Raw genomic sequence first — 13,128 nt, 5'->3', positions numbered from 1 at the left:
TCGCCTGGATCGCCTTCGACGACACCGACGGCGTCATGTTCGTCGTCGTCGCCAGATACATCGTCTTCGCCGTCGAGACCGCCTGCAGCTCGGAGTCCCGCATCCACCCCTTCGTCGAACCCGCGGTGACCGCGCGCCAGACCCCGTAGCCGTCGTGGACCGTGACCTTCGTACCAGCCGTCAGCGTCGTGAGGACCTTTCCGGACGCCGACGCCGTCGCCCGCAGCGGGGTCGATGCGATGCTCTGGCGGTCTTGACCCGCGACAGAGCCGGGATCCTTCGCGACGAGCTTCGCTGTGGTGACCCACCCGGTGATCCCGCCGACGGTGATCTGGGTGCGATTCCCGGACACCGTGGACGCGGTGACCGCCGTCCCCTTGCGCAGTGTCGCCTGGATGGTGGTGGAGGTGGCCGACGACGCGACGTTGTCGGGCGCCGACAGGTACATCGTCTTCGCGATCACCTGCAGCTCGGCGTCCCGCATCCACCCCTTCGTCGAGCCCGCTGTGACCGCGCGCCAGGCCCCGAACGTGTCGTGCACGGTGACCTTCGTGCCCGCCTTGAGCGTCGACAGGACCTTCCCGGAGGCGGATGCCGTCGCCCGCAGCGGCGTCGCTGCGATCACCTGCCGGTCCTGACCCGAGATCGCACCCGGATTCTTCGTCGACAGCTTCGACGAGAACACCCACCCCGTCATCCCGTCGACGGTGATCTGCGTCCGATCCCCCGACACGGCGAGCGTCGTGACCGCCGTGCCCTTGCGGAGCGTCGCCTGGATCGTCGCCGACGACTCCGACGGCGTCATGTTCGTCGTGGTCGCGAGGTACATCGTCTTGGCCGGCGGGACCTCCTTGACCGTCATGTAATCGCTGTGCGACCAGTAGGTCGAGCCGGCCACCTGGATGCGCCACCAGACGCCGTAGATCCCCGTGCGCTGATACTGCTGTCCGGCGGTGATGGTCCGCACACCCGTGCTGCACGCCGTGGACGGCGCCTTGCGTGCGTTGAGGCTCTGCGAGATGACGGTGATCGTGCCGCCGGCCTTCGTGATGCTCGATTCGGTCGGCACGGCGCACGCGTTCCCGGAGGGCGTGCCGCCCGCGATCGAGAGCGCGGACTTCGCGACCCAGAGGGACTTGGAGCCGATCGTCGCCCGCGCCCACGATCCGTACGTGCCGGTGACCGTGAGCTTGGTCGAGGCCGCCACACCGCTCGAGCCCGTGGAGCAGAGCGTGCTCGGTGCCGTGCGCGCGGTCGTGCCGGACGTGACCGTCGCCGCCGCCGACGCCGGGACGACGTCGGCAGCCTTCGGTGCGGTGCACGCGTTCACGCGGGCGGCGGCTCCCGATCCCCAGCGGTTCACCTCCGGGGCGAACCACTGCACGTAGTAGTTGAAGAAGTTCCGGTTGCCGTAGCTCGAGCACGAGTCGCCCGTCGCGTAGCCGGCCGCGAGGGCCGCCAGGTTGGGCCGGTACGGCGTGTAGATGTACAGGTTCGCCGTCGCCTGGTTCTTGATGAGCACCTTCGACGTGCCGCACGCGCTGTTGGGATGCCACTTGACCGTCGCCACCTGACCGGCCCGATACCCGTACTTCGTGGGGTTCTTCGCGTAGACCTGCTGCTGACGGGCACCGAGGTGGACCTGATTGAAGAAGCCGGCGGATGCCGCGCTGCACGGCGCGGTGTCGGGGCAGTTCATGCCCATCGCGGCGCGGTAGCTCCACTCGCTCGGCTTCGTCGAGGTGACCAGACCCTGCTCCTTCTGGAGCATGACGAGGATCACCTTGGGGCTGATGCCGCAGGCCTTCCCGACAGTCACGATGATCTCGGAGGCGCGGACCTTCTTCTTGCCCGGGATCGCAGCGCAGTAGGCATCCTTCGCCTTCGCGGGCATGTCCGCAGTGAAGTTGCGCAAGCAGGTCGGTCCCGTCGTCGCCTTGCACGAGGGCACTCGCGTCTCGAGGAACTTCTGCGCCTGAGCCGCCGTCATCGATCCGCCGTTGAAGTACTCGGCGTCACTGATGATGAACCCGCCGTCCTCGATGGTCGAGGGCAGCTTCGGATCGGCCGCGCTCGCCGTCGACATCGGCGCGACGGCCATCAGCACGCTCAGGGAGAGAACGGTGGCGAGCACCATCGCCAAGCTCCGCAAGGGTCGACGGGATGCGGAGACTGTGAGGCGCATGTGAACAGTGTTACTGAAGTCGCGCTCTGTTACCAGTCGCGTTTGGAGATCACCCGAACGACACGCCGCTCACGCGGCGTTCTCAGTCGGTCAGAGTTCGGCGTGCAGCTGCCACACCCGCTCCGCCGCGCCGGGCCAGCTGAACGCCCGCCCACGATCGGCGGCGAGGACGGCGAGCCGCTCCGCCGCGGACGTCGAGGCGAGCGTCGCGGCCAGCTCGTCCCCCAGCGAGCCGGCATCGCCCGGGGCGAACGTCGCCCCGTCGAGCAGCAGCTCCCGATGGGTCGCGCTGTCGGCGGCGACGACGGGCACTCCGAGACGGAGCGCATCGAGCGTCCGCCACGGATAGGTGCGTGCGTCCGACGGCGCGAGGAATGCGACGGCGCCCGCCAGGACGGCGGCGCGATCGGGTGCGTCGAGGTGACCGCGGACGTGCACTCGACGCTCCGGCAGTCCCGCCGCCGCGGCGAGTTCGGCGATCGCCGGCTCTTCACCCTCGGCGGCATCGATCACCACGACCGCCGTATCACGACCCGATGTCGCGAGGGCCTCAAATCCGGTGCGCAGACGAGCGGACGCCGCCGTCGAACCGGAGAGCAGGACGTACCCCTCGGGCACGTCGAGGTCGCGTCGGCGCCCGATCTCGTCGGTCGGCACGCGCAGGGCGGCCTCTGGCGCACCCGCGATCACCCGGATCCGATCTCCGAGAGGCGCCAGGTCCGCCAGGCGGTGGGCGAGCTCGTGCGTCGGGACGACGACGGCGTCGGCGTGCCGGACGGCGCGGCGCAGCATGGCGCGGGCCCAGGCGGCATCCGTCCGGGCCACCTCGTCGGGGTGGTCCCACGGACGCACGTCCCACAGGGTCACGACGGTCTGGTCGTGATCGTGGACGCGATCGTGCCGCACGAGAGGAGCCGCGAGCGTGGCGGAGTGGATGAGGCCGTCGCCGGCGCCGGCACGGAGGCCGCGGCGCCACAGTGCTGCGGCGGCCGCCGATCCGACGGGGAGACGGTCGGCCGCGGTCACGCCCTGCGCTGCGAGCGTGTCCTCCCCCGCGTCGCCGGGGATGATGGCCCGCACCTCGCACCCACTGGGCGCTGTTGCGACGAGAGCCGCCGCGAGTTCCCGCGCGGCGACGGCGAGGTCGGGATCGGTGCCCGGGGCGGACGGGTCGAACACGAATCTCAGCGTCGTCGTCATCGGAGATCCCCCTGCGCCGTCACGGCGCGGTCGTCGGTGTCGGTGTCGGCGGGTGGAGGAGCTGCTGGACCTCGGACTGGATCTTGGTCCAATCGTCCGCCGTCGGGTTCTCCGGGTCGATGTTGACACCCTTCGGCGTCAGTTCCAGGTTCTGGACCTTCTGATCCTTCGCCTTCACCCCGAGGTCGACCAGGTAGGGCAGCAGCGAGTCCGGGATGTCCGTCTGCACCAGGTTCTTGCCCGCCGCGACGACCTCGCTGAAACGCGTCAGGACCGTGGAAGGGGTCGCCTGCGCGAGGATCGCGGTCTGCAGCTCCCGCTGACGCCGCATGCGGTCCCAGTCGCTGGTCGTGTACCGGGATCGCGCGTACCACTGGGCGGTGTCGCCGTCCATGACCTGAGTGCCCTCTTCGATCCAGCCGGTCGCCCACTCGTCGGCCGGCTGCCCCTCGTAACGCGGACCCGGGCCCTCAGGAAGCCGTTCCTTGACGGTGATCTCCACCCCTCCGAGGGCATCGACGAGATCCGCGAACCCGTGCATGTCGATGAAGACGTGGTACGGGATCTCGATGCCGAGGATCCCCTCGGCGGCGTCCCTCGTGGCTTCGACGGCCGGGGTCGTGTTCTTCGCCGCGGCGTCCGGGTACAGGCCCGCACCGCGATCCTCTCGGCAGACCTCGACGGCGTTGGTGAGCTGATTGATGCCCGACGACCATCCGCACGTCGACGAGGTCTGCCCCTGGAAACCGTCCGGATACAGTTCGCGCATCGGCCCCTCCGAGAAAGGCACATGACGGAGGTCGCGGGGGATGCCGAAGATCGTCACCGCACCCGAGTCGGCGTTCACCGACACGACCGAGATGCTGTCGAAGCGCATGGAGTCGCGGCCCTGGCCGCTGTCGGCACCCAGGAGCAGGAAGTTGTAGTAGCCGTCGGAGGGCGGGACGCTCGGACCGGAGGCGAAGATCGACAGACCCGAGCGCAGCGGGGCGACCACGGACTGAGCCGTGTAGGCGGCAGCCGAGGCCGGCACGAGCGCGAGGATCAGGGCGACGACGGCGACCGCCGCACGGGTACGCCCCGGCACGCGCCGCAGACGAGCCAGTCGGAGGGTGTCGACCGTGAGAACGACCCACAGCAGGGCGTACACCCACAGCAGGACCTGCGCGACGGTGAGCGTCCACCAGGAGGCGACGATCGTCGTCAGCATCGAGCGCCACATCAGGGCGAGCGACAGCGTCACGGCGAGCGTCACCCACATGACGATCGACGCGACGATGCCGAGGCGGCCGAGGCGCCGATTGCCCGCGAGGATCTGCGCGGAGCCGGGAAGCAGGAAGTTCGCGACCACGAGCCACCATGCGCGCCTCGTCATCATCCCCGGAGCCGAGGCGTCGGGATGGCGCAGCGGCCGCTCTTCGACGAGAGCACGGCGGGAGGTCACCCGCGGCGGGCTCAGGACGCTCATGCCCCCTCCCCCCACCGGCGACCGCTCACAGGGATTCCTTCAGGCGGCGGTTCTTCTCCTCGACCTGCACCTCGAGGTCGGCGGCGTACGCCGCGACACGATCGGCGATCGCGGGATCGGCCGAGCCCAGCAGGCGCGCCGCGAGGAGCCCCGCGTTCTTGGCACCGTTGATGGAGACCGTCGCGACCGGGATGCCGGCAGGCATCTGGACGATGCTGAGCAGGGAGTCCAGGCCGTCCAGCGTGGACAGCTGCACCGGAACCCCGATGACGGGCAGTGTCGTGACCGATGCGAGCATCCCGGGCAGGTGGGCTGCACCGCCGGCCCCGGCGATGATCGCGCGCAGACCGCGACCTCGCGCCTCGCGCCCGTAGCGCAGCAGCTTGTCCGGAGTGCGATGCGCGGAGACCACCTCGACCTCGTGGGGGATGCCGAAGTCGCTCAGCGCCTGCGACGCGTCGGACATCACACGCCAGTCCGAATCGGATCCCATCACGACGCCGATGAGCGGGGAGTCGGACGAGTGCAGGGGGCTGTTCACTCGACCAAGGCTAGGCGCGTGAGCTTGGAGAACCCCGGAACGGCACGGGTCAATCGAGGAAGAACGCCGCCGCAGCGCGCGCCTCGTACACCACAGCGTCGAGGTCGTCTCCAGCGACGTTGACGTGCCCGACCTTGCGGCCAGGGCGCGGATCCTTGCCGTACGTGTGGACCTTGGCCGAAGGGTGCGCGGCGAGCGCGTCGGGCAGGCGTTCGCCGAGCGAACCCTCCGCCGGTCCTCCCAGGATGTTGACCATCACCGCATGCGGTGCGCGCATCGCCGTGTCCCCGAGCGGCAGGTCGAGGACGGCACGGAGGTGCTGCTCGAACTGACTCGTGATCGCCCCGTCCTGCGTCCAGTGACCGCTGTTGTGCGGGCGCATGGCGAGCTCGTTGACGAGGAGCCGCTCGTCCCGGGTCTGGAAGAGTTCGACGGCGAGCATGCCGGTCACGCCCAGGCCCGTCGCGATCGCCTCGCCGATCTCGGCGGCGACGTCCGCGAGACGGCCCGCCGAGTGCGGCGCGGGGGCGATCGCCTCGGCGCACACACCCCCCTGCTGCACGGTCTCGACGACGGGGTAGACCAAGAGCTCGCCCGACGGTCGACGCGCGACCTGCTGCGCGAGTTCGCGGGTGAACGGGACGAGTTCCTCCACGAGCAGGGCGGCACCGTCCGCTAGACCGTCGAACCAGTCCGCGGCGTCTGCGGCAGCCGAGATCACGCGGACACCCTTCCCGTCGTATCCCCCGCGCGGGGTCTTCACGACGGCCCGCCCGCCGTGGTCGGCGATGAAGACGTCGAGGGCCGCGGCATCCGTCACGGCAGCCCAGTCCGGCTGAGGCAGCCCCAGCTCCGCGAGCTTCGTGCGCATGTCGATCTTGTCCTGCGCGAATGCGAGAGCATCCGGCCCCGGGTGCACGGCGACCCCCTCGGCCACGAGTCCGCGGAGGACGTCCTGCGGAACGTGCTCGTGGTCGAAGGTGATGACGTCGACGTCCTTCGCGAACGCGAGAACGGTGTCGAGGTCGCGGTAGTCGCCGACGGCCGTCGCGGCCAGCCCGGCGGACATCCCCGGCTCCTCCGCGAGGACCCGGACCCCGAGTCCCAGCTCGACGGCGGGCGCGATCATCATCCGCGCGAGCTGACCGCCTCCGACGATTCCGACCTGCAGTGCCATGCGTCTCCTCCCGACGTCGACATTCTCGCGCATACGGGAGGACGCCCGGGACGGTCAGTCCTCCGAGGCGATGACCGGGACGCTGTGGGAGTCGCGATGAGCGAGGATCTGGCTGACCTCGACCTGATCGGAGAGGGTCTCGTGCACGAGTCGCACGGACGGGACATCCATGAGCCGCACGGGCTCGTCGACGCCGTTGGCGAGGGTGAGCGTGCCGCTGCCCCACACACGCTGGACCGGTCCGCGGCGTTCGGAGATCGTGTAGCCGCGCGCGTGGGGGATGTCGACACGTCGCCGCTGGACGAGGCCGGAGCGCTCGATCACGCGCCGCGTGGTGACGGTGTAGGTGTGCGACAGCCACCGGAGGTACGGCAGCACCACGAGCAGCAGGACCACGACGGTCGCGGCGACCCACAGCATCCAGTCCTCCCACGGCGACGGCAGGTTCCCGCTCAGGTACCCCGTCGCACCCGCGACGGCGATCAGGACGATCGCCGACCAGATGAGACGCCGTGCGTGCCGGCGGAAGCGCGCGATCACGAGTTCCGGCGCCGCGGTGCCCGGGGCGGGCGTCCGCGGGCGACCCGGGTAGGCGGTCGGCTGGCTCACGGAACCATCATGACGCGCCGAGAGGAGCACGTCCCGCCGACGCGCCCATCCCTCAGCGGACGTGGACGACGTCGCCCGCCGAGACGACGTGGACGACGCCCGCCGCGTCGACGACGAGTCGACCGTCGTCGTCGATCCCGGTCGCCACGCCGGTGAGGGTGGAGCCGTCGGGGAGCGAGACGGAGACCTGGCCGCCGATGGTGGTGCAGGCGTCCCGCACGGCTTTCGTCGCGAGGCCGGCTGCGGTGCCCCCCACGGCGAGGTCGGCGATCCCGTCACGGAGTCTCGTCAGGTAGTCGGCGAGAAGGCGATCCTCGTCGGCGGTACGGGCGAGTGCCGCGAACGAGGTGGCCGTCGGGACAGGCAGCTGCGCGGCGGTCATCCGCGTGTTGACCCCCGCTCCGACGACGACGGAGTGGGGATCGCCCGGCATGACCTCGGCGAGGATGCCACAGATCTTGAGGCCCCCGACGAGGACGTCGTTCGGCCACTTCAGCCCGACCTCGCGGTCATCCAGTTGCGCGCGGACGGCCGAGGTCATCGCCGCGCCCGCGATGAGGGGTATCCATCCTCGCTGCTCGACCGGGACCGCTTCGACACGCAGCAGGACGGACACCGCGAGAGCGGAACCGGGCGGCGTGACCCAGGTGCGGTCGAGCCGGCCCCGGCCGGCGGTCTGATCACGGGTCACGACGACGGACAGGTGGGGATGTGCTTCGGGGTCGTCGAAGGCATCCTTCAGGAGCTTCTTGTTGGTCGAGTCGACGCTCGGTGCGACGTGGAGGCGGGGGCTGACCGCAGCGGCACGGGGGTATCCGTTCTCAGGAATCGACATGTCGTCACCATAGACGCGCGACCGCACGGCCCGGTCCGGCTTGACAGCCGCGATGGTGAGGGATGCCACAGCGGATACGCGCGTCGATTGTCGCCGGTATCCAACGCCGCGCGGGACGCGCTCGCTAGGGTGGAACGCGTGACCGATCAGCCCGACCTCTTCACGACCGCCGGCAAGATCGCCGACCTCCGTGCCCGCTACGAAGAAGCCGTCGTCTCCGCCGAGGAGACCGCCCGCGCCAAGCAGGCCGCGAAGGGCAAGCTCACCGCCCGTCAGCGCATCGAGCTGCTCGTCGACCCCGGCTCGTTCGTCGAGCTCGACGAGTACGTCCGACACCGCACGACGGCATTCGGCATGGACCGCTCGCGCCCCTACGGCGACTCGGTCGTCACCGGCACGGGCACGATCCACGGCCGCACCGTCGCCGTCTACTCGCAGGACTTCACGACCTTCGGCGGCTCGCTCGGGGAGGTCGCCGGCGAGAAGATCATCAAGGTCATGGAGCTGGCTCTGCGCAGCGGCGTGCCGATCATCGGGATCCTCGACTCGGGTGGGGCGCGCATCCAGGAGGGCGTCGTCGCCCTCGGGAAGTACGGCGAGATCTTCCGCCTGAACACCGCGGCCTCCGGTGTGATCCCTCAGATCTCGCTCATCATGGGACCCGCCGCCGGCGGCGCGGTCTACTCCCCGGCCCTCACCGACTTCGTGATCATGGTCGACAAGACGAGCCAGATGTTCGTCACCGGCCCCGACGTCATCAAGACGGTCACGGGTGAGGACGTCGGCATGGAGGAGCTCGGCGGAGCGCACACGCACAACACCCGCTCCGGCGTCGCCCACTACCTCGCCGAGGACGAGGACGACGCGATCGACTATGCGCGCACCCTCATCAGCTTCCTCCCCGACAACAACATGTCGGATGCCCCGGGGTACGAGTCCGGCTTCGAGTTCGAGACGACCGATGCCGACCGGGTGCTGAACACGGTGATCCCGGACTCCCCCAACCAGCCCTACGACATCCACGAGGTCATCTCGCACATCGTGGACGCGGGAGACTTCCTCGAGGTCCAGCCGCTGTTCGCGCCCAACATCGTCATCGGCTTCGGGCGCATCGAGGGGCGCACCGTCGGCGTCATCGCGAACCAGCCGTCGCAGATGGCCGGCACGCTGAACATCGACGCCGGCGAGAAGGCCAGCCGCTTCGTGCGGTTCTGCGATGCCTTCTCGATCCCCATCCTCACCCTCGTCGACGTCCCCGGCTACCTCCCCGGCACCGATCAGGAGTGGACGGGTGTCATCCGACGCGGCGCGAAGCTGCTCTACGCCTACGCGGAAGCGACCGTGCCGCTGGTCACCGTCATCCTCCGCAAGGCCTACGGCGGCGCCTACATCGTGATGGGGTCCAAGCAGCTCGGCGCCGACATCAACCTCGCCTGGCCCACCGCCGAGATCGCGGTGATGGGCGGCCAAGGTGCGGTCAACATCCTCTACCGCGGAGAGATCAAGCGTGCGGAGGAAGCCGGCGAGGACGTCGCGGCGGTCCGCACGCGTCTCGCGAACGAGTACACGTACAACGTCGCCTCGCCGTTCCTCGCCGCCGAGCGCGGTGAGCTCGACGGCATCATCGAGCCCGCGCAGACCCGCGTCGCCGTCGCGAAGGCCCTGCGCGCCCTTCGCGGCAAGCGGGCCAGCCAGCCGGCCAAGAAGCACGGGAACATCCCGCTGTGACCGAGCCCGACGACATCCCCGCGGACGCGCCGCACGTCCGCCTGCGGCGCGGCTCGGCGACTCCGGAGGAGCTCGCCGCGGTGATCGCCGTCGTCAGCGAGTCGCTGGTCCACGAAGCGAGCACCGCGGTCGCGGATGAGCCCACCGTCTCAGCCTGGCGCATCTCGGCCCGGGGTGTCGCGAACGACCTGCGCCGCGATGTGCCCTGGGGGCGCTGGGCCGGCTGACGCCGCGCATGTCCCCCAAAGTACCTACAGACACTTTTTTCGCGATCAGAGAGACTAATAGCGCTGGAACGCTTCTGCGTTCTGTCGATCCGTATCCCTCAGAGCGCGGATCGGCATGTGCGGGTCGGTTTTCGGGTAACCACTCGCATGGCGAGGGGCGGGCGGCTTCGCCGCCCCTCGCCTCTTCTTCTTCCGGAGCGTTCGATGTCAGGCCGTGGGGCGGTCGACCACCGGCCGCGGGTGGGCGATCTCGTGCCAGAGGTCGACGACCTCCTCACCATCGGGGTCGTCGCGCCGGCGGGACCGACCGACGACGGTGACCGCGACACGCGGGTGCGGCGAGGTCCGGATGTAGATCCGTTCCGAGGACGCGTCCCTCAGAGCGTCGGCGAGCTCGCTCCGGATGCGGTCGAGCGCGGCCGGGCCGGCGGCATCCAACCCGCCCTCATCGAGCACCGTGACGGTGCTGCCGCGCAGCCGGGCCTCCTGCAACCTCGCGCGCACCGCTTCGTCGAGGAGGCGCGGTCCCCGCAGCTCGTCGCGGAGGGATCCTTCCGCGAGACGCGCGCGCTCGCGCTCGTCGGGCTCGAGGTCACCGTCCGACTCGATCGTGCGGATGAGGATCGGGCCCGCCACCGCGAGGGCCTGCTGGACCCGCACACGGCGCTCTCGGCGACGACCCTCCTGGCTCGCGAGCCATTCGAAGGAACGACGTTGGATGCCGGTCAGCTCAGCGGTGTCGACCGCCGCCCGGTCGACGAGGCGCGTGAGCAGCTGCGCCGCGACGACCCACACGGCGGCGCCGACGAGCCCGAGAGCGAGGGAGTCGAGGATGCCGATCCAGAACGACGACGAGATCCCGAGGAGGATCACGCCGATCCACGCCACCAGGGGACGACGACGGACGGTCACGATGGTCAGGAGCGCGCCGACGCCGCCCAGGCTCCACGTCGCGAACGTGGCGAGGCGAAGGCTCTCATCCACGGCGGCCCAGGTGGCGAAGGGCACCGCGACCGTGGTGCCGAGCACCAGCAGACACAGCCAGAGCGGGAGCGAAGGGCCGCGAGGGAGCCCGTCGGGTTCCGACGCGACCGGAGACGGCGCAGCGCCCGGCGAGCGTGGCACGACGTCCCAGAACACACACAGCCAGGTCGTGACCAGATAGAGCGAGAGCGCGGCGATGAACAGCGCCGGCTGCGCCACCGGTGCCGTCCAGACGAGGCCGCCCACAGCGAGGTAGGCGGTGAAGACGACCGCCACGATCGAGAGGCCGGTCTGCACGCGCACGTTCATCGCGGGTACTCCCATCGCAGCTCGACCGCGGTGCCACGCCGTGAACTGCGAACGAGCGCCTGCCCGCCGACGGCGGCGGTGCGAGCGACGATCGAGCCGCTGATCCCGAGGCGGTCCTCCGGGACGGCGTGGACGTCGAAGCCCTTGCCGGAGTCGACGACCCGGACGACGATCCGTCGATCGTCGGCACCGACCTCGACGTGCAGGCCCACGGCGTCGGCGTGTTCGATGGAGTTGACGATCGCCTGATCGGCCGCCAGCACGAGGGCACGTGCGACGCGACCCGGGAGCGACTGCGCGCGCGGATCGACGGTCACCCGGACATCGAGATCGATGTCGTGCTCACGCGCCGCCTCACGAAGCCCCTCGACGACGAAGGCAGGATCGACCGGCTCGTCCGGCCCTTCCTCCGCCTCACGATCGGCGTTCGCCAGCCGGGTGAGTGCGTCGCGGGCCATCACCACCGCGAGATCGCGCTCACGGGGCGTGGACGCGCGCTCCGCCGCGATCAGAGCGGCCAGGACGCTGTCGTGCATCAGGGCGGCGACCGAGATGCGCTCCTGCTCGACGGCGTCCGCGGCTGCGGCCGCGGCATACGAGCGCACCGCCGCTTCCCGGGTGCGATCGAGCCGTTCGGCGAGCAGACGCAGCATCCACCCGATCATGATCATGACGACTGCCAGGATGATCGCGTAGACGACCTGACGGGAGACGAGGATCACATTCGGCCCGTCCACGCCGATCTGGATGAGCCGTACGACGCCGTAGAGCACCGGGATCGCCGCGCACCACGTGTACTGCAACCACAGGGGGAAGACGAGGGCCGTCGCCACCGTGGCGACATTGAGGAGATACCAGATCCACGGCTCCCCCGCGCCCGTCGTCTCGCGATCCGCCGTCGCCAACGGCCAGACCATCAACACGAGCGGGAAGACGATCGCGAAGACCGCTGCCGGGATGCGATAGAACCGCCCGCCGACTCCGGCCGCGATCATCAGGCCGAGCGGGCCGAACGTGACGACCGTGAGCACGACGTTCCAGGCCGGCGCCTCCTGCGTGGACCCGAGGGCGTGGAAGAGGGACTGGAAGCCGAGGATCGCACAGCCCACCGAGACGACGAGCGCGAGGATGCGCTCGACCCTCTCCCGCGAGAAGAAGGTCGAGTCGGGCGGGATCGTCAGAGTCCCCGCCGTCGCGGCCTCAGCTGCCACCGGGTTCCTCCGCGACCAGACCGTCCTCCATCGCGCGGCGGAGGAGATCCACCTTGGTGGGTGCCGGACGACCGACCTCGACGTACTTCACCCGCACACGGGTGATGTTCTCCTTCGCGGTCGAGTAGGCCACACCGAGGCGCTCGGCGACGGTCTTGAGCGGCAGACCCGCAGCGTACAGCCGCAGGACGTCGCGCTCCCGGGACGAGAGCTGAGCGTCGGCGAACGCACGGTCGCCGTCCACAGCCGACGCCCACTCGACGTTGTCGAGTGCGTGCCCCTGCGCGACCGTGTCGATCGCGGAGATGACGTCGTCGATCCGCGACGCCTTGCTCACGACTCCCGCCGCACCGGCCACGAGCGCCTCACGGACGGCCGCAGGCCGATCGGCCACGCTGTGGATGATGACGGGTGAGCCGTCGTGGACGAGGCGGGTCACATTTTCGGTCACGGTCGCACCGTCGCCGAGCATGAGATCGAGGACCACGACGTCCGCCGGATTCTCCTGAGTGAGGGTGCGCCAGTCGAGGTAGGCCGCGACGCTCTCGCCCGAGAACACGACGCGCATGTGATCCGTACGACTGCACGCGGCCTCGAGGCCGAGCCGCACGGATTCATGGTCGTCGATCAAAGCGACGCGGATCATGCGCTCAC

General features: G+C 70.0%; 12 protein-coding genes. 2 read left to right on the top strand and 10 right to left on the bottom strand.

Going from position 1 to position 13,128, the window contains the following annotated elements:
- From M3190_RS14440 to M3190_RS14410, 7 genes are all read right to left on the bottom strand, one after another.
- Positions 1-2,185 (bottom strand): SH3 domain-containing protein (locus M3190_RS14440; RefSeq protein ID WP_251583228.1); only part of this gene is annotated, 2,185 nt, incomplete at its 3' end.
- A gap of 90 nt (positions 2,186-2,275) precedes the next feature.
- Positions 2,276-3,385 carry a glycosyltransferase gene (locus tag M3190_RS14435; protein ID WP_251583226.1) on the bottom strand — a complete coding sequence of 370 codons (1,110 nt, stop codon included), beginning with the start codon at positions 3,383-3,385 and terminating at the stop codon, positions 2,276-2,278.
- A gap of 19 nt (positions 3,386-3,404) precedes the next feature.
- Positions 3,405-4,853 carry an LCP family protein gene (locus tag M3190_RS14430; protein WP_251583224.1) on the bottom strand — a complete coding sequence of 483 codons (1,449 nt, stop codon included), beginning with the start codon at positions 4,851-4,853 and terminating at the stop codon, positions 3,405-3,407.
- A 25-nt stretch (positions 4,854-4,878) separates the two neighbouring features.
- Positions 4,879-5,346: a 5-(carboxyamino)imidazole ribonucleotide mutase gene (gene purE, locus M3190_RS14425; protein WP_251583237.1), complete on the bottom strand. Its 468-nt coding sequence runs from the start codon at positions 5,344-5,346 to the stop codon at positions 4,879-4,881.
- 97 nt (positions 5,347-5,443) lie between these two features.
- Positions 5,444-6,571 (bottom strand): 5-(carboxyamino)imidazole ribonucleotide synthase, encoded by a 1,128-nt coding sequence (locus tag M3190_RS14420; protein WP_251583222.1) that lies wholly within the window; start codon positions 6,569-6,571, stop codon positions 5,444-5,446.
- Positions 6,572-6,625: 54 nt separating this feature from the next.
- A complete protein-coding gene (locus M3190_RS14415) occupies positions 6,626-7,180 on the bottom strand; it encodes a PH domain-containing protein (protein ID WP_251583220.1) in 555 nt (184 codons plus the stop codon).
- A 52-nt stretch (positions 7,181-7,232) separates the two neighbouring features.
- Positions 7,233-8,015: a biotin--[acetyl-CoA-carboxylase] ligase gene (locus M3190_RS14410; RefSeq protein WP_251583218.1), complete on the bottom strand. Its 783-nt coding sequence runs from the start codon at positions 8,013-8,015 to the stop codon at positions 7,233-7,235.
- A 138-nt stretch (positions 8,016-8,153) separates the two neighbouring features.
- Between M3190_RS14410 and M3190_RS14405 the strand changes: the two genes are divergently transcribed.
- Together M3190_RS14405 and M3190_RS14400 are read left to right on the top strand one after the other, a co-directional pair.
- The gene (locus M3190_RS14405) at positions 8,154-9,743 is read left to right on the top strand and encodes an acyl-CoA carboxylase subunit beta (RefSeq protein ID WP_439958039.1); all 1,590 of its coding nucleotides are present in this window, start codon (positions 8,154-8,156) and stop codon (positions 9,741-9,743) included.
- Positions 9,740-9,970 carry an acyl-CoA carboxylase subunit epsilon gene (locus tag M3190_RS14400; RefSeq protein ID WP_251583214.1) on the top strand — a complete coding sequence of 77 codons (231 nt, stop codon included), beginning with the start codon at positions 9,740-9,742 and terminating at the stop codon, positions 9,968-9,970. Before M3190_RS14405 ends, M3190_RS14400 begins: the two co-directional genes overlap by 4 nt.
- A gap of 207 nt (positions 9,971-10,177) precedes the next feature.
- Here M3190_RS14400 and M3190_RS14395 read toward each other — a convergent pair whose 3' ends face one another.
- Genes M3190_RS14395 through M3190_RS14385 form a run of 3 tightly spaced genes read right to left on the bottom strand, consistent with a single transcriptional unit; the run spans position 10,178 to position 13,120 of the window.
- Positions 10,178-11,263 carry a hypothetical protein gene (locus M3190_RS14395; RefSeq protein WP_251583212.1) on the bottom strand — a complete coding sequence of 362 codons (1,086 nt, stop codon included), beginning with the start codon at positions 11,261-11,263 and terminating at the stop codon, positions 10,178-10,180.
- Entirely contained in the window at positions 11,260-12,474 is a 1,215-nt protein-coding gene (locus M3190_RS14390) for a sensor histidine kinase (protein ID WP_251583210.1), read from the bottom strand. Before M3190_RS14390 ends, M3190_RS14395 begins: the two co-directional genes overlap by 4 nt.
- Positions 12,464-13,120: a response regulator transcription factor gene (locus M3190_RS14385; protein WP_251583208.1), complete on the bottom strand. Its 657-nt coding sequence runs from the start codon at positions 13,118-13,120 to the stop codon at positions 12,464-12,466. The genes M3190_RS14390 and M3190_RS14385 overlap by 11 nt, the downstream gene beginning before the upstream one ends.
- Between the last annotated feature and the right edge of the window lie 8 nt (positions 13,121-13,128).

The organism is Microbacterium oleivorans, assembly GCF_023715745.1.
Taxonomy (GTDB): domain Bacteria; phylum Actinomycetota; class Actinomycetes; order Actinomycetales; family Microbacteriaceae; genus Microbacterium; species Microbacterium oleivorans_D.
The sequence above is the reverse complement of the archived record's forward strand: the minus strand, read 5'-3'. Positions and strand labels throughout refer to the sequence as shown.